The sequence below is a fragment of the Nostoc sp. genome, assembly GCF_036917975.1.
Classification (GTDB): domain Bacteria; phylum Cyanobacteriota; class Cyanobacteriia; order Cyanobacteriales; family Nostocaceae; genus Nostoc.
In genome coordinates this window covers 1-19,969 of the sequence record NZ_JBALEJ010000010.1, presented here as the reverse complement: position 1 = coordinate 19,969, position 19,969 = coordinate 1, and the positions used below count along the sequence as shown (strand labels likewise).

Genomic DNA, 19,969 nt, shown 5'->3' with positions numbered 1-19,969 from the left:
TTTCTTGCCATTCATACACCACATATTCTATGCGTTCTCTAGTTTACCTGAATATCTGACCTTCTCTAGCAAACTTTGCGGTTCTAGTTTTTTTTCGGTGTAGCTCTGTCCCGGCAGTCTCCCAAATCTCGCCTAAATATCCGGCTGAATCTATTTGAGCGACCGCAAAACGATTATGTCCGAACTTAAACCAGGCAGTATCACCAGGATTGTAAGAAAGACGGATAAATTCATCGAAAGTTTTATAGCCAATTACCCTTGCCCCGCCTACATTCTGGCTGTTTTTTGTGTTAGAATGTAAGGGAGCAAAAGAAATTTCTTGACTGTGTTGTGATTCCGATTTAGAATTATTGTTGTTAGATTGACCACGTAAATCTTGCATACTGATTGGCTCTCCTTGAGCCGATTGTTTAGATCCTTGCCGGGACTTTGGACGAGTTGGCAAGGGTGAATAAGTAAAAAATTAAAAGCTCTCTCGGAGTGAACGACCGCGAGGGCTTTTTAATTTGTCAAGCTTGTGACTCTAACTGCGTAGACTCTGTAGACCGTGGCTTTTTTAAAGCCTTAGTAACTTGTGCGGTGCGTCGTGCATCTGCACTGACTACTGAGCTATGTCCGGTTTTTTCTTTCGCAGGCAGTCCAAAGCCAGCGCGCATAATGTCTGAAATTGTGGTTTGGGACTGAACGGACACCTCGCGGATGTGTTCGCGTTCTTCTGGTGTCACGCGGACGGCAATAAAGGTAAACTCTTTTGCGGCTGTCATAGAAGTGTGTGTTCTTTTATACATTTACTATAGCGTATTTTCTAAGTATTTTCCTGTGCTTTGAAAATTTTTTGAATATTTTTCACACTAAAACTCTGGAACGATGTTTTCGCCCAGCACTCCTGAATAATGTTTAAAAATAATCTCAGGACTGTTACCTAGCCAACGAGCAAGTTGTGTTACCGGAACACCTCTTTCTAAACATTCGGTAATCAGGCTATGGCGGCAGTTATAGGGCGGACGATATCGAGAAACTTCACCAGTTTCAACGAGTTGGGTAACGATACCCTTGTATATTTTCTTTCCAGACTTGCACCCTCTCCATACCTGGCTCGTAAATTTGCTAGCGTCTATTAATCCACCACGGGGAGACGGGAACACGATAGCGGTAGGGTCAAAACCAGATGGCTTAATCTCTAGTAGCAACTGCCTCAATCGCGCATTGCAGGGGAAGCGTCTGCTCTTACCTGTTTTGGTAGTTTTGCGAATATTCAGCTTCGTATCGTAACTTTCAGCGAAAAGTATCTCCGTACAATCAATATTGATATGTTTCCATTGCAGAGCGATCGCCTCACCGGGACGACAGCCAGTATAGAAAAGGAATTTTACAAACGGGACATAATGCTTGTGCAGCTTGTGGGCTTCAAAAGCCGCAATTATCGCGTCTCGCTCTTTTACCGAAAACGGATCGATGGTAGTAGTTGCATTATTTTTTGAGCCTTTAATCTCAGCCGCTAGACCTTCAAACGGGTTAATAGGCAGTAGCTTGGATCGGACTGCCCAACGACAACAAGCAGATATGTACGTGAGGACTCGTTTCGTAGTCTCTGTAGAGAAATTAGCTAAGAGCCAGTCGCGGATCTGGATGGCCTGCCGTGCATCTTTGGTTGGCAGCGTTTTAATATGATTAGCAAACTTCCGAACGTAATCTTTCTCAAAAGTTGTCTCTGCTAACTGCGATCGCATGAACTCAGAATACTTTTCCCAAAGCTTCTCTAAATTCCAAACCCATTCTTGAGCTTGGAATAAGGAACCATTGTTAGGTTTGTACTTATTTAGAGTCCAATCAAAATTATCCTTAGCGATATCCTCTTCTATAGTCCAGGCAAGAACCTGAGCCTTTTTTCGATTCTCGATTGTTGAATCTAAGCCAGTGCTGAAATATCTTGATGCACCTTTGGCTACCGAAGCAGGTAGCCGTAACCGGAATCGTCCTCTAAAATTCTCAATACCGACTGTACCCTTGGATACCCCGCCCACAGTAAAACCTCGCAAAAAATTTGATAGCTAATAGAAGAGAACAGCTATCAATTTCTAACGAGGAATTTGGTTATGCTCCTGTGAGAAATGACCGAAAAGCTTTATTTGCCAAAGGTTTAGGACTTAACCATTACTATTTCTAATGACTTTTGCAGACCTCTGCCTTACCACTTGGCTATGCCGCCACAGCAAGACTCCCTGGACTACTTTAATGTTTCTAAGATGTCTTAGTAGGCATTTAGTAGCCATAGGATGCTAGTTTAACCATGATAGCATAGGATTCTAAGGTAGAGATAGTGTGTTAACTGGATGTTTCTGGTAGTCTTTAAGCGATCGCTAAGTTATCAGTTTTCACTCTTCACCTGTTACACTTTTACTTCATCAGCAAAACTACCCCAGCGGACAAAGTGAAATGGGCCGGCGATAGAACCCCACAGACGTTCATCGGTGTCTAAATCTCTTCCTCGGTCAAGACTGAAAAATTCTTTAGCGTCAATCTCAAATTCGTTATCCAAATAAGTATTTTTGCCGTCACGTACAACTATACAGGCTTTACCAGGTTCAACTCTGCCTTTGAAGCTGTTACCTGTCCACTCTACAATCATGTTGCAACCTGACATTTTTTCCAATTGGTCAACAGACAATTCTTTGAGGCGTTCGGGTTCACGAGATGCACCGTAAAATTTTTGTTCTTCTTTAACGGTGTAGTGTTCAATAGCAATGTGGTTTTCTGCCGGAATCAACTTCATTACCCGCATCCGGTAGGGTTGATTGAGCATAAAATCATAAGCTTGTTCGAGAAACAAACTTACTCCTGAGAATAATTCCAAGGGAAGGGGACGGATACACACGCGAATATGAGCATAAAAAGGCGGATTTTCAAAAGCTTGTTCTTGATTGCTAAAGTCAGCTGCCATCCAGCGGGCTAAGGTGGCGATATCAGTAGAATGAGTCATTACAAAACGATCGACTAGTTGCTTAAAAATTATCTAGGATTATTTTGACACTTTCTAGACTCAAAAATCCTGGTTACGATAGCTTTGATGGGCTTTGCCTACGCAATTTTTAAATTAGATATACGATGGATGCTCTGATTGTACAAAATCAGGATGCTTTGGATGAATCGTAGAATTAGCTTATACAACCAACTCAAGACAAAGTAAAGTACCTATGCTCAGGCGTTTAATTGCGATCGCTACTGCCACTATACTCTTTAGCAGTTCCTTAACGCTGGCACAGAGTAAGAAGCCCAAACCACCAGACAAATTTCCTCCCAATCCTCTAGAGATTACCACACCCGATCCCCTGTCACCACGATCGCCTAAAGATAAACAGCCGTTAACTCTCCAAGAACGGCAAAAATTAGAACCGGCGTTGGATGCGCTAAATCAAGAAGCTGCGGCGAAACTGCAAGCAGGTGAGCCAGAAGCAGCCTTTGAAATTTGGAACCGAGAATTGCGTTTGCGGCGCTTTTTCGGTTCATTAGCAGAGGTACAAGCATTATCACGAGTCGGTGCGATCGCTTGGAATCAAAACGACGGCGAAGAAGTAAAATATATTACGCAACGATTGCAAACAATTCAAAAGCAGGCGCAATCTGAGAAAAAAACTGCCCTTATTGATTTAGAATTGTGGCGATCGCTAGGTCAAGCTTACCAAAACGTGCGATCGTCTAAACTAGCCATAGAAGCTTACAACCAAGTTTTGCTAGTAGTGCGACAGCAAAAAGATCCAATCGCACTTGTAGAAATCCTCCAGACAATTGGAGAACTACATTTGAGTTGGTTTGATTATCCCAAAGCTGCGCCAATCTACGAAGAATTATTGAGTTTAGCTACATCCCTTGACGAACGTATAAACGAGATAACATATTTGCAACGACTGGCTTATATTTACGAGCAGACAAACCAACCGCAGCAGTCATTGAACATACTGAATAAGTTAGCAGAAATTTACGTCAATGAAAATAATCTTACTAAAATACCAGAATTAAAGCTAGCGATCGCTTCAGATTACGAATCTCTTGCCAAGAAAGATCCTAAATTACTGCTAGAAGCATTTAAAAAATATCAAGAAGCTTATACTACTGCTTGGCAATTACAGCAGTTTGTTCCTGCTGGTGAAGCTTTGCAGAAATTAATTGCGCTATATCGTTCTCAAGGACAAACAGACGAAGCTTTGCAGGCTAGCCAAATTCTTGTACAGACACAGGCACAAGCCGCCAACTTTTACGGAATGATGCAAGCTTATGACCAAATTGGACAATTGTATATAGAACGCAAAGAGTTTCCTCAAGCATTGACAGCTTTTCAAAAAGGTTTAAAACTAGCGCAACAACTCAAACATGAAGAAGCATACTTTACTGGACAAATTGAAAAACTATCGAAAACAAATTTTTAACTGAAATTCCTGCGATCGCTTAACATAAAAATACCCGTCACGCTTACCCAAAAGGTGAAAAGCTATGTCAGAAACTACCCTAGCTGCACCAGATATTCAACTCCCACCCACCCAAGCAGAATTACCAGACGATGACGGTATCCCGATGGAAAGTCCACGACACAAAGCCCAGATGGATTTACTCATAGATGCCCTGATACCTTGGTTGGAAGAACGAGAGGATGGGTTTATTGGCGGTAATATGTTCGTTTACTACAGTCTGGCCCAGGTGCGAAACAAAGACTTTAAAGGCCCAGACTTTTTTGCTGTGTTGGGAGTCCCCAAAGGAGAACGTCGCAGTTGGGTGGTTTGGGAAGAGGGGAAAGCACCAGATTTAGTTATTGAGTTGCTTTCTGACAGCACAGCCCAAGCAGACAAAAATGAGAAAAAGCTAATTTATCAAAATCAACTGCGTGTCCCGGAATATTTCTGGTATGACCCTTTTAACCCTAATGATTTGGCTGGTTTCTCTAATGAAAAAGGAGCTTATCAACCCATCGTAATAAATGCTCAAAATCAATTGGTGAGTCAATCTTTAGGGTTAGCATTACAGTTATGGCAAGGAAGTTATAAAGGTATTAATGCTACTTGGTTACGCTGGGCAATGTCGTTAGGGGAATTACTACCAACTCCTGAAGAAAAGGAACGCCAAAGGGCAGACAAAGCAGAATCGCAGTTATTACAAACTGCACGCAACTTACTTGAGTCGGGGATGACAATAGAACAGGTAGCTAGGTTAACAGGTTTGAATGTATCTGAAGATTGAAACGTAGAGATATTCAGAATTCAGTCATTCGTAGGTTGGGTTAGGGACTTCCAAATAAAAAAATATCCAACTATTTATGAAAAGAAGTGAGGTTTAAAACCGTACAACTCTTAGAGACGCTACCACGTAGCAAGATCCCCGTAGGGGTACGTCCCGCTACAATACGGTTCGGTTAAGGTTTTTTGATTAAAATTCTAAATTCCAAAGACGTGATAAATCGCCGTCTCTACAAAGGAATGATTATTGTAGAGACGGCGATTTATAGCGTCTCTTGCCTTAACCGAACAGTATTGCGTCCCGCTACGCGCTAACGCCTGCAAGTGGCGCGTTCGCGGTAGCGTTCGCACGAGAAAGAATCATTGTTTCCCAAGGGTTGTTGAAACCCCACCCGCAAGTGGCGTGGCTGTCTTTAATTTTGAATTTTGTTAGCGCAGCGTAAAGCCTTCTCTACGAGACGCTACGCGAACGGCATGGCAACGCTATGAGCGAGTCCGCGTTCGCTTTTAGCGTCTCGTAGAGAGCGTCATTTTGAATTCCGCCTTGCGGTACTAGTCTGTCAATAAATATAGTTTTGCGTAAGTCCTAAAGATAATAGACCATCTATTTCTAATTTGACAATAGAATGAGTTTAACGACTCTAAAATTCTATCTACTTCCTGGCTTAGTTACTAACTCGCACTACATCTTTTGTATTTGGTCTTGTAAGATTTATAGAATGCCTTGATCAATGTATTTGATTGACTATTTATTTGTTGGAGACAAATAATTCCTAATTTTCAAAAATTTACTTCTTTTAGCTGGCGCTAGCTTCTACTCGTTCGTCTTCATATAAAAAAAGATCATTAGAATTGACACATTAGCCATGCAATTCAACGATAAGCTGCTTAACTTACTTAGCTTAAATCATGTTATTAATCGTTCTCCATTAACAATAAGCCCTGATAGTTTTGTAGTCGAAGCTATTGTCTTAATGAGTCAAGAAAGATGTAGTAATTATTCACCTGGTAACTTAAATGTTTCATTGGATTTAAACCCCACAAATCAACCATTAACTAGTTGTATCTTGGTTATGGAAGGAGCAGATTTATTAGGTATTTTTACAGAAAAAGATGTCCTGATGTTGATAGCTTCTGGAATAGATTTATCGACGGTGACAATGGCTGAAGTAATGGTACAGCCAGTAATTACCCTTAGAAAATCAGATTCTCAGGATATTTTTATAGCCTTGTCGTTATTGAATCATTATCATATTTGCCATCTGCCCGTTTTAGACGATCGCAGGCAATTACTAGGAGTCATCACTGAAACTAGCTTGCTACAAGTCTTTGACCTGATAAAAAGGCTGGGGATCTTTGAAGGTTTACAGCAATTTTTCCAAAACCCCACAGATGAATTCAGGCGGGTTAATCAGCTAATTGAGATAGAGCAAGTCCGGAAAGAAGAACTACCCCAAGCTTACGAAAGGTTAGAGCAACGAGTGGCAGAACGAACAGCAGAACTTGTGATATCTAACGTTCTATTGCAACAAGAAATTATTGAACGTCAACGTGCAGAAGTTGCATTACGGCAAAGCGAAAACCTCTATCGCCAACTCGTTGAAAGCCAAACTGATATAATTATCCGCATTGATTTGCAAGGGCAGATTACCTTTGCCAATATGACTGCTTGTCAAACCTTCGGCTGGAAACAAAATGAGTTTCTGGGTCAGTCATTTCTCCAGTTTTTTCACTCAGATGACTTACCTCTAATAGTGGAAAGTATGACAGCTTTAGGATCTTCATCCCATCCCTTGACTAATTGTGAGGGACGTTCATTGACAGTTAACGGTATACGCTGGTTTCAATGGAATGCGATCGCAATTCATGATGACAAAGGAGAGGTTATTGAAATACAAGGGGTAGCCAGAGATATTACTGAACAGAAAGCTGCACTACACGAACGCCAACTTGCCGAAGCAGCATTGTCTGAAAGCGAGGAGAAATTTCGCACTTTTTCCGAAAACACCGACGCCATGATCTGGATTAATAGCGCAGATTCATTCCATCCTTTGTATATTAGTCCTGCTTATGAAAAGATTTGGGGTCGATCTTCTCAGGGTTTATTTGAACAGCCAACATCTTGGCTAGATACCGTTCATCCAGACGATCGCGATCGCGCCGCCCAATCAATCGAGCAACTGCTTAGTGGTAGTCAATCTATTTCAGCAGAATATCGGATTTTGCGACCTGATGGCTCGGTGCGCTGGATTTGGAATCGGGGCTTTGCTATCTATGATGACCAAGGGAAAGTTAACTACTATGGTGGCATTGCCGAAGATATCACCGAGCGCAAGCTGGCAGAACAAAAAATCTCTGAACAAGCTGCTCTACTTGATATTGCCACCGACGCTATATTAGTTCGAGATTTCCAGTCTCAAATCTTATTCTGGAATCAAGGTGCAGAGCGGATATACGGTTGGCTTTCTACAGAGGTTATGGGAAAAGAAACCCACGAGATTTTGTACGCAGCAGGAACTCAGCACCAACTAGAAAAACCACTAAAAAGCGTAATTGAGAGTGGCTCATGGCAAGGTGAGTTACATAAAGTGACAAAATCCGGTGAGAAAATTATTGTGGAAAGCCGCTGGACATTGATGTGCGATTCTGAGGGAAAACCCAAATCCATTTTAACTGTTGACACTGACATTACCGAAAAGAAACAACTCGAAGAGCAGTTTTTTCGCACCCAGCGATTGGAAAGCCTTGGTACACTTGCAGGTGGCATTGCCCACGACTTGAACAATATATTGACACCAATTTTGGCAGCGGCTCAATTGTTACAGGGAAAATTTTCTCAAGACGAGGAGCCTTCTGGGCAATTAATGGCACTTGTAGAAGCTAATGCCAGACGGGGAGCAGCTTTAGTGAAGCAAGTGTTGTCCTTTGCACGGGGATTTAAAGGAGAGCCGACAATTATCCAAATCAAGTACCTGATTTCAGAAATTATCGAAATTACTAAACATACATTTCCCAAATCTATTGAATTTTCCACGGTTATCCCAGAAGATATTTGGGCAATCTCTGGAGACACCACACAACTACATCAAGTGTTGATGAATTTGGTAGTAAATGCTCGCGATGCTTTGCCTGATGGCGGCAATATCAAAATTTCTGCGGAAAATAAGTTTATTGATGAAGCTTATACCAGAATGAATCTCGATGCCAAAGTTGGGCATTATATTGTAATTACTGTTGCCGATAATGGAATTGGGATACCGCCAGAAGTATTAGATAGAATTTTTGAGCCATTTTTCACCACCAAAGAGGTCAACGTAGGTACTGGACTTGGACTTTCAACAGTGCTGGGGATCGTTAGAAGCCACGATGGTTTTATCAAAGTGTCTAGTAATGTTGGTAGAGGCAGCAAATTTGACCTGTTTTTACCAGCAGTAGAAGCAACCCAAGCGTTCAGGATAGAAGACCTAGATTTGCTTCCAGGACAGGGAGAATTGATTTTAGTTGTAGATGATGAAGCCCAAATTCGGGAGATTGCCACAATCATCCTAGAAAACCATAACTATAAAATACTCACTGCTAGCAATGGTATAGAAGCGATCGCACTTTATGCTCAACACAAGCATCAAATCAATGCTGTATTAATGGATATAATGATGCCGGAAATGGATGGAATTACCGCTATTCGCACCTTGCAAAAAATGAACAAGCAAGTTCAAATTATTGCCTGTAGCGGTCTGAACTCAATGGAGGTGTTTACTCAAGCTGCTGATGTTAATGTGCAAACAGTTTTATTAAAACCCTACACCGCTAGAGAATTATTGAACAGTTTACATCACCTGTTCAGGAGTGCTGAGTAATGAGTGGGGAATCTCGCTTCTTTACTCAGGACTGAGAACTAGCTCAACGCCCCGTAACCGCTATACTGGTCTGAGTGGATGCGATCACAGATGTCTATTAGTTTTGCAGCAGAAAATCTTGATGCACGACCAATTTTGCCAATTTTGTTGAAATATTAAATAGCAGGAGGCAAATTATGTACCAAGGCGACAAAGAAGACACAACAATTTACAAAGTTGTAGTCAATCATGAAGAACAGTATTCCATTTGGCCTGTTGACCGAGAAAACGCACTCGGCTGGAAGGATGCTGGCAAAAGTGGTTTGAAACAGGAATGTCTAGATTACATCAAAGAAGTTTGGACTGATATGAGACCACTTAGTCTTCGCAAGAAAATGGAAGAAGCTGCTGGGGGTAAGTAATAATAACGCATGTCAAGGTTGTCGGCATAGACATCTCCAGAAATTAAATATGCGTTATCCCGAATCCTTGTAGAGATGTAGCACTGCTACGTCTCTACATTCTTTTTCACCAGATGTCTATTTTATCGCCAGTTTTATTGAAGATCATATCCGCCACCATGCGTTAGCGTAGCTTACCGTAGGTATCGCTTTAAAAAACTAGACCAGAAAAAAGGAATTCAGATTTGACACTTTTCCAGAGTACGGTGGGTTTAAGTCCCCCGGTTCAATAACCGGTAAGTTTTGGGTCGGGGTCTAAATCCCCGGACGCGACTCGAAAATACTCGCTTGCCGCCGGCGCTATCGCAGACTCGCTTTGCGCGTCGCTTTCACAAAACTTAATTACGAATTACGAATTACGAATTACGAATTATTTAATTAATGGAATGGAAGCGAGGTTTTCCAGATCCCGTGAAAAGTCAGGTCAGCAACAAACCACGGGTCAGGCATAAAATAAAGACAAATCAATAAAAGGGGGTGTTTATGGCAACCCAACTCGGTGAAGCTAAATCTTCAACAGAACTGGTAATATCTTGGGAAGCATTACCCGCAGATTTTCACCTAGAGGATGAACCAGTGGAAAATACAGGTCAGCCACTATTGGCTGGTGCTTTGCGCGAAAGCCTTGAGATAAGTGGTTTCATCCAACCACAGATGTTGATAGCCTCAAATTTTGGAGTTTGTGCAACCATAAACGGTCAATTTATTGCTAAAGCACCCGACTGGGTTTATGTAGCATTGGTAAATCAGGTTTTAGGAGAACGCAAAAGCTATACACCCAATTTAGATGGAGATATTCCGGTAATTGTGATGGAATTTCTATCTGACACTGAGGGTGGAGAATACTCTTTTAAGCGAACCTATCCACCAGGAAAATGGTTTTTTTACGAGCAGATTCTTCAAGTTCCAATTTACATAATTTTTGACCCAAATGGCGGTTTATTAGAATTTTACCAACTCGAAAACAGGCGCTACGAGTTAAAGCAACCTGATGAAAATGGTCGTCATTGGATTGATTCAATGGGTTTATTTCTGGGAACCTGGCAAGGAACAAAAGAAGCCAGAACTGGTTACTGGTTGCGCTGGTGGGATGAAGCAGGTAATTTGTTACTTTGGGCAGTGGAACAAATTGAACAGGAACGCCAACGTGCCGAACAGGAACGCCAGCAAAAAGAACGGCTAATTGCCTATTTACAATCTCAAGGTATTGATCCAAATAATTTGCTTTAGCATATACAAATAAAATATTCAAGTATTTGAGTGACTCAGTTTAAGCAAATAAGTGCTGCACCCATAGTAGCTACAACTGTTACGCCTATGAAGGAGTGGGGCATTATACAGAAATTCAAGCATGGGTGAAAAAGCTACTCGCAGAGAAAAAAGCAAGAGAGGAGAAAAAATAGGTTTTTGCTGAATCAAAAGCCAGAATTATTCGTCACTTAAACTATCAATTCCCTACTTATTTCCACTGGAGGATGATTTATGTCATCACAACTGCTGAGATTTATGTCTTTAGGTATTCTCGGTTTATCTTTGTGCCTGAGTAATTCCGCAGCAATGGCACAATATGATACTGGTACTAATGGCAATGGTGTAGTAGTGCCCACAGTACCATCAGGTGATACATCAACACCAGTCCCAATAGACACATCGACAGGTATACCATCTTCACCCTCAGCTGACACTGCAACTCGGTTTACCTGTCAGTCTTACAATGGTCAGTACACTGTCATGTATCAGCCACGAAGTCAACCAGGACAATTCTTTCCTTGGGCTGCACCGGCGGCTTTGGGTGGTGGTTGGGATGCACAAAAGCGTTGTGCAGCAATTGCCAGTCGTTTAGAACTTTATCGTCCAGATGGTTTACAAGAACTTCAGACAGCTGTCGAAAATAACGAAAATATCGTCTGCGTTACAACTGAAGCGAATCCAAGCTGTAGAATTGTGCTGACAGTCCCGCGTGGGAAAGATCCTTATGTTATCCGCAATAGCATTTTTCAGAACTTGACTACTGCTGACAGTGGACAACAGACTATAGCTGTTAACACTTATGGCGATCGCAGTAGTGGAGGCAACGAATTATATAATTTAGGACGCACACTTCTAGGCAGTGGCAATAATCAGATTAGTTCATCTCGAAGTGGGATTAATCTCAAACCTTTCCTCGATCGCCAAGATGGCGGTACTGGAAACAATTTGCGGAGGGGAGTTGCAATTCGTCGTCAGTCTCAGCCTAACGGCGCTCGTTTAAATCCTAGTAATTTCCGGTAAGCAAGAGTGCCTTTTAATACAAAATGACTTTCAAATAAAAATATCCAACTACCTAATTGTGGGGCGGACATCTTGTCCGCTTTTTTTATCTACTCATTGCTGTTAGCGGTAGCAGGGAGTTTAGCCCGTCCTGAGTGAAGAAAAAGAACTCTTACTTTTGCTTGAAACAACCTTCAAACCAATCATCAAACTGGACGACAACCAGACAAAATACTGTGCATATTCACAACTTGTCCAATAACTGCGATCGCAGGCGCACTAAATCCAGTTTCCTCTACCTGCTCTACAATTGTCTCTAAAGTACCAATCAATTCTTCTTGTTCTGGTCGCGTACCCCAGCGCACCAAAGCAATAGGTGTTTCTAAATTCAACCCAGCGATACTTAATTGTTCCACAATATAAGGCAGATTGTGAATTCCCATATAAATTACAATGGTTTCGGAACCGTGAGCGATCGCACTCCAATTCACAATCGGTCTATACTTACCTGTCGTCTCGTGACCAGTTACAAATGTCACCGATGAACTATAGAGTCGATGCGTCAAAGGTATACCTGAGTATGCTGCTGCTGCAATTCCCGATGTGATACCTGGCACAACTTCCACTGATATCCCCACTTTAACTAATTCTGCCATCTCTTCGCCACCGCGACCAAAGATAAACGGATCGCCACCCTTTAGCCGCACCACAATTGCATGATCCTGCGCTTTATCAATCAGCAATTGCGTTGTCTCTGACTGCAACAATGAATGTCTCCCCGCACGCTTACCAGCATTAATTTGCTCGGCTTGGGGATTAATCATTGCTAGAATTGCCGGACTCACTAAGGCATCATAGATAACGACATCTGCACATTCCAACAAACCTTTTGCCTTCAGAGTAATTAATCCTGGATCTCCCGGCCCCGCACCGACTAAATAAACCTTTCCCAAATACTTGTTCTCCTGTTTTTCTGTGCGGTTCATCTATCTGTTAAATCCCAAATTAGCTCGGCTAATTCTGCACTTGCTCCCAATGGCTGCGCCAATTGGAAATTCACCGCAGAGAATTGTAATTTTAGCGCCTCTATTGAGGTGGCGATCGCATCGGTTATTCCACCAGCGAATAAAAAGTATGGTAGAATCCCAATTTCCCGATAACCAGCAGTTACCAACTCTTTCACCCGTGATTCTAAACTAGGAGGCCCAGCCCAATAAGCAGTCACGGCTCCCAACCTCGCCGCTATTGCTTCCACAGTTTCTTGTGAACCTGGGCGACGGCTACCATGAGCTAAGAGAATCCATACTTCTGCTTTTATAGTATCTATTTGCTTGGCCAGTAATTTCTCTAAATTGGGGTGAGAGCCTAAATATGGTTGCAACTCAATGATAATATCTTCACCAGTAGCCTGTTGTGCAAGTGCTACTTCGGCGGGAATATCTGTCATAACATGCACTCCCGGCAGCAGAAATAGCGGTATAATTTTTAGGCGATTCTCGTTTTGAGATATTCTGCCATCGCCAAAAGCCCTCTGAGCAAATTGTTGAATCTGCTCGTGTAAAGGCTGAGAACTCATTTCTAAAGCGGCTATGCCAACCAGATGTTGATTATTTACTGGGTTATGGTTTTTTGGTAATTTGTGACATACCAGCCTAGCTAGTTGCTGCATAGCAATTTCTGGACGGCGATCGCGACTTCCGTGAGACAATAGCAGATAGGCTGATGACATTGGCAAAGGTTGAATTTTTAGTTACTAATTCTTATATTTTACTTAAGATTAAGCTGGTAGTAATATAGCGTTTCCTAAACATCAGCGTCAGATGCATAGCCGTTGTGGACAAGATAATGCCCAAAGCTTGTTTGGTTTGACCCATTTCCCGACATTTGCCCTTACAGAGGACTTGCAGGAGACGGTAGACTTGCTAATTTGTTGTTAAGTATTAATACTATTTGATGCCTATATTAATTAACTTAAACTATTCAAAATTAAAAATATCACAAATATTTAAACTAGGCATCAGTAAAAACTCCTCTACATCTGAAGAATGGCGAAATCAGTTTTCCTGCTTCGATTTCTTCTCGGTGCTTTGCCCAGTAAAACTTTCAGCCTCAGCGATCATTTACCCCTGTCTTATCTCACTGGAATCGACATGGTAGTTCTCCTTGGTGGTTGATTTTCTGATGACAAACTTGTAGTCTAATGTTTGTCATTAATTTAAAAATAGGATATCAGGATTTTCAACGTCTTTAAAATATTTTCTCAACATTTCCGCTTCCTCGTTATAGACTACAAAAGCCCAAAGAATTAAAATCTCATGAAGCTAGATCCAACTCAGACATACACCTTTAGCAAATATTTTGAAAGCGGTTACTATTCTGAAGACTTAGCCCAAGCCTTCGGTTATTCATTGGAGTATAAAGTATTTCAATTGCCACAATACTCAGGCGAATTGGATAGGTTGCTCGAATTGAGAGAAAGGATAGAAGAAGCGCTTCCTTATGTAGAACTAAGTACCGAGTTGGCTAGGAGAGAAGTAATAATTTCTAGAATAGTACTAGAGTTGATTCATTACACGAAGGCAAAACTAAGAATAGAATTTAGCCTGAGAGTGAATAATCAACTTCAAGGTACACTCGATTATTTAATTAGAACTACCCAACCAAATCAACTATTAGTCATAGAAGCAAAACAAGCTGATTTAAGCAGAGGCTTCACTCAATTAGTAGCCCAAATCGTTGCACTGGATTTATGGGAAGATTCCCCAACTGTTGCAGAACAACCTATATTAACTGGTTGTGTCAGTACAGGGAGTTTGTGGCAGTTTGCTTGTCTTGATAGAGTAAATAAACATTTTACTCTAGGGATTAATAGCTACAGAGTTGTCGAGGATATTGAGGAATTGATGAGAATATTAGTAAAGTTATTGAAGAACTGAGAGAGTTGCAAAAAAAGATCGTAAATAGGCTCTTATTGCTCTTTGGCAGTGTAAGTATAAAATTGATCAAAAGCTCCCACCGTTTCAAATTTGTAAGAAGGTATCCAAGAATTTATTTTTAAATCTGTACGATAAATACTAAAAACAACAAAATTTTGCCTTTCTGTAGTCCTAGCAATAATTCCTTGGATTTGTGGGTTAGCTGAGTCAACCAACTTATCACAATTAAAGCGGATTAAATTTTCGATAATATTCGTAGTTTTTTTACATACATCGGTTTTTAAGTATTTTGTCAGCCGTTGAACTGCATATTCTTCGTATTCAACCTGACTGGGATTGGTTTTCGCCATTGTCACACCCAAGGCGGCAAGTCCTACTGCTGCTCCAGTATACGCGATGATGGTCAATGGTTTCATATTTGCCAAGTAAAATTCATTGTAATCGTTAGATTCTGGAGACTCTAAATCAACTAAATCCGTTCCTTGAAGAAAAACTCTTGATCGTTTGCCAAATTATTGCTATAATTCAGATTGTTGAATGGCGAGCGTAGCCAAGTGGTTAAGGCAGTGGTTTGTGGTACCACCATTCGTGGGTTCGAGTCCCATCGTTCGCCCTCTATGATTTTATATCGATCCATACATTCCTATATCAAAGATGGATTGTGGTTTTGAAGATTCATAACCATTACTTTAGCAAGGATCTGCCATCTACAAATTTATTGACTTGAAAGGGTTGTAAATCCACAATAATTTATTAGTTTATCTTATTGAATAGGTTGATGCATATAAGCAAATCTACTTTCTCAATGAAAATTAGGTGTAAGATGTCTTACAACATTCTACTTCTCTACGAGACGGGCTAAGGATAGAGAAGCTCTTACTGTTAACTAAAGGAATAAAAATTGTATTCCTTTGGTTAGAGTCAAAAATATTGAGCCATAGATACTTTAGTTAAAGTAGAACATGATTTAAGTGCCTACTGAAAATTTGATATTTGTAGGTACACAGATAAATGTGATTTATCTGTGTTATTTGGTGTTTATGTGCGGTTTCAGAAAAAATTGAGGCTTATTTGTCTAGCCTTAAAAGTTAACAATGCAAACATCCTTATCTAATGGAGTTGCTATGTCTGAATTGTTTCAAGCAGTCTTAGATAGTGAAGAAAGAAATGATTTGCGTTCCTTTATTAGTGAATTACGTCAACAAGAAAATAAGTACTTGCTGCGGAACGACATACTCAATGTATATGGTGAGTATTGCTCCAAGTCTCAGAAACCTGAAACTTTTTACACTTCCTCTGAGTTAGGAAAACTTATTTACTATACTCAGGAAATAATTCAGGAGGACTCAAACTTTTGTTTCATTATCCGTTCTAAGATTGCCAGCCAAGAAGTTTATTGGTTGACATCAGACTTGAGCATTGAGCCGATGACGGTGCAGGATTTGTTGGATCTGCGCGATCGCTTCGTGAATAAATCTCATCCTAACGACGGCGGCTTGCTAGAGTTGGATTTTGGCCCGTTTTATGACTACACCCCAGTCATCCGCGACCCCAAAAATATTGGTAAGGGGGTGCAATTCCTCAACCGCTATCTTTCCAGCCAACTTTTCCAAGACTCCAAGCAATTGCTGGACAGCTTATTTCATTTCTTGCGCCTGCACCACTACAACGGTATTCAACTGCTGATCAGCGATCGCATTCAATCGCAGCAGCAACTTTCCCAGCAAGTTAAAAAAGCGATCGATTTTGTGAATAATCGCGCCGACGATGAACTCTATGAACAATTCCGGTTTCAATTGCAAACAATGGGTTTTGAACCGGGTTGGGGTAACACCGCAGCGCGAGTTAGGGAAACCCTCAATATTCTCGATGAATTGATTGATTCTCCCGATCCTCAAGCCCTAGAAGCCTTCATCTCTCGCGTCCCGATGATTTTTAAAATCGTCTTGGTGTCAGCTCACGGTTGGTTTGGGCAAGAGGGCGTTTTGGGGCGTCCCGATACCGGTGGTCAGGTAGTTTACGTCCTTGACCAGGCAAAAAGCCTAGAGAAGCAACTACAAGAAGATGTCCTGCTAGCTGGTTTAGAGGGATTGAATGTCCAGCCAAAGGTAATTATTCTCACCCGTTTGATTCCCAACAGTGATGGTACTCTTTGTAATCAACGGCTAGAAAAAGTCCTTGGTAGCGAAAACGCTTGGATTTTGCGAGTACCTTTGCGAGAATTTAATCCCAACATGACTCAAAACTGGATTTCCCGGTTTGAGTTTTGGCCTTATTTAGAAACTTTCGCCATTGACTCAGAAAGAGAACTACGGGCAGAATTTCACGGCACTCCTGACTTAATAGTTGGCAACTATACCGATGGAAATTTAGTGGCATTTTTGCTGGCGCGACGGCTGAAAGTAACTCAATGTAATGTTGCCCATGCTTTAGAAAAATCTAAATACTTGTTTAGTAACCTCTACTGGCAAGATTTGGAAGATAAATATCATTTTTCCTTGCAATTCACTGCTGATTTGATTGCCATGAATGCTGCCAATTTTGTGATTAGCAGCACCTATCAAGAAATTGTCGGGACACCGGATAGTGTAGGACAGTATGAGTCTTACAAATGCTTCACCATGCCGGAGTTGTATCATGTGACTAATGGGATTGAATTATTTAGTCCTAAGTTTAATGTCGTACCACCTGGAGTCAACGAAAATAATTACTTCCCCTATACCAGAAATAAAGACCGCGTAGAGAGCGATCGCCAACGCCTTGCAGAAACACTCTTTACTCTAGAAGACCCCGCGCAAATCTTTGGTAAACTCGACGATCCTAATAAGCGCCCTCTCTTCTCAATGGCGCGTCTTGACCACATTAAAAATCTCACAGGTTTAGCTGAGTGCTTTGGTCAAAGTAAAGAATTACAAGAACATTGCAACTTGATTTTGGTAGCAGGTAAATTACGCGTCGAAGAATCAGGCGACAACGAAGAACGCGACGAAATTATTAAACTCTATCAAATCATTGACCAGTACAATCTCCACGGGAAGATTCGTTGGTTGGGTGTGCGCCTGACTAAAACTGATTCTGGTGAAATTTACCGAGTCATTGCCGATCATCAGGGGATTTTTGTACAACCAGCTTTATTTGAAGCTTTTGGTTTGACAATTTTAGAAGCAATGGTTTCAGGATTACCGACTTTCGCTACACAGTTTGGTGGGCCATTAGAGATTATTCAAGATAAGGTGAATGGATTTTTAATTAACCCGACAAATTTAGAGGAAACAGCCACAAAAATTGTGGATTTTATCACTAAATGCGAACAAAATCCTAACTACTGGAATGAAATTTCTCAGCGAGGAATTGACCGAGTTTACACTACCTATACTTGGAAAATTCACACTACTAAGCTGTTATCCTTAGCGCGAATTTATGGCTTCTGGAACTTTACCTCAAAGGAAAATCGGGAAGATTTATTGCGCTATATCGAGGCTTTGTTCTATTTAATTTATAAGCCAAGAGCGCAACAGCTATTAGAGCAGCATAAACACCGTTAGTTTGTGATTAGTCATTAGCTAATGACTAATAGACATCTCCGAAAAAGAATTGTTTTGACGTAGCAATGCTACGTCTCTACAAGGGTTATGGGTAACGCATATTTAATTTCTGGAGATGACTAATGACTAATAACTAAATTGTCAATGCACCCCAAGTTCGTTGACCAACTACTCCATCTACTCCTAAATTTCGCTGGTTTTGAAAGGCTTTAACAGCCGTCTCTGTGAGTGCGCCAAAAATTCCATCTACTCTCACACCATAACCGTTAGACACTAACAGCTGTTGTAAAGCTCTGACAGCAACACCAGAACTACCAAAATAAAGAGTTGGTAGTTGGCTACTAAACTTCTGGAACCTTACTGTAGCCTTTGTACGTATTTTACCTCCAGACTGAGAAAACTTTTTAGACTGACTTAAGTTAGAAGAAACGAGGAACTGATTCTTTCTACTAATTTTCTTAAGTATGTTTTCTTTCTCTACTTTTAACGCTGAGGAAGAAGCCGGGGAAATCTCATCTGTCTGCATAAATTCAGGTGGTGTGACTTGAGCAGTTATCTCTAACTGACTCTGTTTTGACTGGTTTAGGTCATTTTGCACCTGAAATAATTGCTGCTGTGGCAAACTGGCCCCAGATGCTTGTCTGATTGTTAACATGCCCGTCATCATCAGGCCAATTTCAGTCATTGTAGTTTATTTTATTTTTACCTTTTTTCATCTCGCCACAAAGCAATACCGCCTAATAAACCAGTGATATTGGGGATGAGTTTTACATTTAACGGTAGCTGGAAATTCACTCTCACAGCTTCGCCACCCCCAATGTAGAGGTAATCATAATTAAATAGATGTTGCAAAGATGCGATCGCTTTTTCTAAACGCCTATTCCATCTTTTTTCACCAATTTTTTCTAACTCTGCACGTCCCAACTGTTGCTCGAAAGTCTCTCCTTTGCGAAACGGATGATGCCCCATTTCCATATTCGGCACTAGTCTCCCATCCACAAATAAAGCCGAACCAAACCCCGTACCCAGAGTAATCACTAATTCGACACCTTTACCTGCGATCGCACCAAACCCCTGCATATCTGCATCATTAATCACCCGTACAGGCTTATTTAAGTGTTTTAATAATGCTGTTTCCAAATCAAATCCGATCCAATCTGGATGTAAGTTTACTGCTGTTTCTGTAACTCCATAGCGCACCACACCGGGAAAACCAACCGAAACGCGATGAAATTCACCTTGAGCCGCTGCTAACACAACAATTGCATTAATTACAACCTCTGGTGTTGCAGGTTGCGGTGTATCTAAACGTGCCCTTTCGGTTACAGGATTCCCCGTAATATCCAAAACCATAGCCTTAACGCCACTACCGCCAATATCAACCGATAGGGTACGAATCGATCCATTTTCGTCAACCATTGAGTCTACATCCTTGTTAATGCCTGCTATTTCGTTATTAATTATGCTCTGCTGCATTTGATAATATCTGGATGTTTGGAGAGTCTTTATATTGCTCTGACTTTTAATGGTATCTGGAGAATGTGTAGCAATCGCTAATCAAATTCCACAAATATCTGAGTTTCCCAAGCACCAAGGTTATGCAACAGTAATTCTCATTTTGAAAAAAACTAGAACCGCAAAGTTTGCTAGAGAAGGTCAGATATTCAGGTAAACTAGAGAACGCATAGAATATGTGGTGTATGAATGGCAAGAAAA

General features: G+C 41.1%; 18 protein-coding genes and 1 tRNA gene. 10 read left to right on the top strand and 9 right to left on the bottom strand.

Going from position 1 to position 19,969, the window contains the following annotated elements:
• Positions 1-43: 43 nt before the first annotated feature.
• The 4 genes from V7K76_RS03470 to V7K76_RS03455 all read right to left on the bottom strand — a co-directional run bounded on the left by V7K76_RS03470 (position 44) and on the right by V7K76_RS03455 (position 2,980).
• Positions 44-382: a hypothetical protein gene (locus V7K76_RS03470; protein ID WP_334774614.1), complete on the bottom strand. Its 339-nt coding sequence runs from the start codon at positions 380-382 to the stop codon at positions 44-46.
• 127 nt (positions 383-509) lie between these two features.
• Complete coding sequence (locus tag V7K76_RS03465; RefSeq protein WP_334774615.1) at positions 510-764, bottom strand: hypothetical protein; 255 nt, start codon at positions 762-764, stop codon at positions 510-512.
• Positions 765-851: 87 nt separating this feature from the next.
• Complete coding sequence (locus V7K76_RS03460; protein ID WP_334953096.1) at positions 852-2,024, bottom strand: tyrosine-type recombinase/integrase; 1,173 nt, start codon at positions 2,022-2,024, stop codon at positions 852-854.
• Between the two features lie 365 nt (positions 2,025-2,389).
• Positions 2,390-2,980, bottom strand: coding sequence for a chromophore lyase CpcT/CpeT (locus V7K76_RS03455; protein WP_334774617.1), 591 nt, complete (start codon positions 2,978-2,980; stop codon positions 2,390-2,392).
• 214 nt (positions 2,981-3,194) lie between these two features.
• Here V7K76_RS03455 and V7K76_RS03450 point away from each other — a divergent pair, with 214 nt between their 5' ends.
• The 6 genes from V7K76_RS03450 (at position 3,195) to V7K76_RS03425 (ending at position 11,793) form a co-directional block, all read left to right on the top strand.
• Positions 3,195-4,424 (top strand): tetratricopeptide repeat protein, encoded by a 1,230-nt coding sequence (locus tag V7K76_RS03450; protein ID WP_334774618.1) that lies wholly within the window; start codon positions 3,195-3,197, stop codon positions 4,422-4,424.
• Positions 4,425-4,488: 64 nt separating this feature from the next.
• A complete protein-coding gene (locus tag V7K76_RS03445; RefSeq protein ID WP_334774619.1) occupies positions 4,489-5,229 on the top strand; it encodes a Uma2 family endonuclease in 741 nt (246 codons plus the stop codon).
• Positions 5,230-6,091: 862 nt separating this feature from the next.
• Complete coding sequence (locus tag V7K76_RS03440; RefSeq protein WP_334774620.1) at positions 6,092-9,082, top strand: PAS domain S-box protein; 2,991 nt, start codon at positions 6,092-6,094, stop codon at positions 9,080-9,082.
• A gap of 176 nt (positions 9,083-9,258) precedes the next feature.
• Positions 9,259-9,483, top strand: a complete 225-nt coding sequence (locus V7K76_RS03435; RefSeq protein ID WP_334774621.1) for an MbtH family protein — start codon at positions 9,259-9,261, stop codon at positions 9,481-9,483.
• A 522-nt stretch (positions 9,484-10,005) separates the two neighbouring features.
• Positions 10,006-10,752: a Uma2 family endonuclease gene (locus V7K76_RS03430; RefSeq protein ID WP_334774622.1), complete on the top strand. Its 747-nt coding sequence runs from the start codon at positions 10,006-10,008 to the stop codon at positions 10,750-10,752.
• A gap of 252 nt (positions 10,753-11,004) precedes the next feature.
• A complete protein-coding gene (locus V7K76_RS03425; protein ID WP_334774623.1) occupies positions 11,005-11,793 on the top strand; it encodes a COP23 domain-containing protein in 789 nt (262 codons plus the stop codon).
• 185 nt (positions 11,794-11,978) lie between these two features.
• Here V7K76_RS03425 and cobA read toward each other — a convergent pair whose 3' ends face one another.
• Together cobA and V7K76_RS03415 are read right to left on the bottom strand one after the other, a co-directional pair.
• Entirely contained in the window at positions 11,979-12,758 is a 780-nt protein-coding gene (cobA, locus tag V7K76_RS03420) for a uroporphyrinogen-III C-methyltransferase (protein WP_334774624.1), read from the bottom strand.
• A complete protein-coding gene (locus tag V7K76_RS03415) occupies positions 12,755-13,501 on the bottom strand; it encodes a sirohydrochlorin chelatase (protein ID WP_334774625.1) in 747 nt (248 codons plus the stop codon). The genes cobA and V7K76_RS03415 overlap by 4 nt, the downstream gene beginning before the upstream one ends.
• Positions 13,502-13,817: 316 nt before the next feature.
• Between V7K76_RS03415 and V7K76_RS03410 the strand changes: the two genes are divergently transcribed.
• Together V7K76_RS03410 and V7K76_RS03405 are read left to right on the top strand one after the other, a co-directional pair.
• Complete coding sequence (locus V7K76_RS03410) at positions 13,818-13,946, top strand: hypothetical protein (RefSeq protein ID WP_334774626.1); 129 nt, start codon at positions 13,818-13,820, stop codon at positions 13,944-13,946.
• Between the two features lie 141 nt (positions 13,947-14,087).
• The gene (locus V7K76_RS03405; protein ID WP_334774627.1) at positions 14,088-14,708 is read left to right on the top strand and encodes a hypothetical protein; all 621 of its coding nucleotides are present in this window, start codon (positions 14,088-14,090) and stop codon (positions 14,706-14,708) included.
• Between the two features lie 32 nt (positions 14,709-14,740).
• On the opposite strand, the gene V7K76_RS03400 is transcribed toward V7K76_RS03405, so the two are convergent.
• Positions 14,741-15,124, bottom strand: coding sequence for a DUF4359 domain-containing protein (locus V7K76_RS03400; protein WP_334774628.1), 384 nt, complete (start codon positions 15,122-15,124; stop codon positions 14,741-14,743).
• 124 nt (positions 15,125-15,248) lie between these two features.
• Here V7K76_RS03400 and V7K76_RS03395 point away from each other — a divergent pair.
• Positions 15,249-15,321: transfer RNA gene (locus tag V7K76_RS03395), tRNA-His, on the top strand.
• A 511-nt stretch (positions 15,322-15,832) separates the two neighbouring features.
• Entirely contained in the window at positions 15,833-18,253 is a 2,421-nt protein-coding gene (locus V7K76_RS03390; protein WP_334774630.1) for a sucrose synthase, read from the top strand.
• Between the two features lie 133 nt (positions 18,254-18,386).
• Here the strand turns inward: V7K76_RS03390 and V7K76_RS03385 are convergent, their stop codons facing one another.
• Entirely contained in the window at positions 18,387-18,938 is a 552-nt protein-coding gene (locus V7K76_RS03385) for a peptidoglycan-binding domain-containing protein (RefSeq protein ID WP_334774629.1), read from the bottom strand.
• Positions 18,939-18,955: 17 nt separating this feature from the next.
• On the bottom strand, positions 18,956-19,672 hold the full coding sequence (locus V7K76_RS03380; RefSeq protein ID WP_334774631.1) for an ROK family protein: 717 nt from the start codon (positions 19,670-19,672) through the stop codon (positions 18,956-18,958).
• Positions 19,673-19,969 lie beyond the last annotated feature (297 nt).

What these genes read in the sequence shown, in the direction of transcription:
- V7K76_RS03470 (WP_334774614.1), bottom strand. Translation starts at nt 382, where the DNA reads ATGCAAGATTTACGTGGTCAATCTAACAACAATAATTCTAAATCGGAA.
- V7K76_RS03465 (WP_334774615.1), bottom strand. Translation starts at nt 764, where the DNA reads ATGACAGCCGCAAAAGAGTTTACCTTTATTGCCGTCCGCGTGACACCA.
- V7K76_RS03455 (WP_334774617.1), bottom strand. Translation starts at nt 2,980, where the DNA reads ATGACTCATTCTACTGATATCGCCACCTTAGCCCGCTGGATGGCAGCT.
- V7K76_RS03450 (WP_334774618.1), top strand. Translation starts at nt 3,195, where the DNA reads ATGCTCAGGCGTTTAATTGCGATCGCTACTGCCACTATACTCTTTAGC.
- V7K76_RS03445 (WP_334774619.1), top strand. Translation starts at nt 4,489, where the DNA reads ATGTCAGAAACTACCCTAGCTGCACCAGATATTCAACTCCCACCCACC.
- V7K76_RS03440 (WP_334774620.1), top strand. Translation starts at nt 6,092, where the DNA reads ATGCAATTCAACGATAAGCTGCTTAACTTACTTAGCTTAAATCATGTT.
- V7K76_RS03435 (WP_334774621.1), top strand. Translation starts at nt 9,259, where the DNA reads ATGTACCAAGGCGACAAAGAAGACACAACAATTTACAAAGTTGTAGTC.
- V7K76_RS03430 (WP_334774622.1), top strand. Translation starts at nt 10,006, where the DNA reads ATGGCAACCCAACTCGGTGAAGCTAAATCTTCAACAGAACTGGTAATA.
- V7K76_RS03425 (WP_334774623.1), top strand. Translation starts at nt 11,005, where the DNA reads ATGTCATCACAACTGCTGAGATTTATGTCTTTAGGTATTCTCGGTTTA.
- cobA (WP_334774624.1), bottom strand. Translation starts at nt 12,758, where the DNA reads ATGAACCGCACAGAAAAACAGGAGAACAAGTATTTGGGAAAGGTTTAT.
- V7K76_RS03415 (WP_334774625.1), bottom strand. Translation starts at nt 13,501, where the DNA reads ATGTCATCAGCCTATCTGCTATTGTCTCACGGAAGTCGCGATCGCCGT.
- V7K76_RS03410 (WP_334774626.1), top strand. Translation starts at nt 13,818, where the DNA reads ATGGCGAAATCAGTTTTCCTGCTTCGATTTCTTCTCGGTGCTTTGCCC.
- V7K76_RS03405 (WP_334774627.1), top strand. Translation starts at nt 14,088, where the DNA reads ATGAAGCTAGATCCAACTCAGACATACACCTTTAGCAAATATTTTGAA.
- V7K76_RS03400 (WP_334774628.1), bottom strand. Translation starts at nt 15,124, where the DNA reads ATGAAACCATTGACCATCATCGCGTATACTGGAGCAGCAGTAGGACTT.
- V7K76_RS03390 (WP_334774630.1), top strand. Translation starts at nt 15,833, where the DNA reads ATGTCTGAATTGTTTCAAGCAGTCTTAGATAGTGAAGAAAGAAATGAT.
- V7K76_RS03385 (WP_334774629.1), bottom strand. Translation starts at nt 18,938, where the DNA reads ATGACTGAAATTGGCCTGATGATGACGGGCATGTTAACAATCAGACAA.
- V7K76_RS03380 (WP_334774631.1), bottom strand. Translation starts at nt 19,672, where the DNA reads ATGGTTGACGAAAATGGATCGATTCGTACCCTATCGGTTGATATTGGC.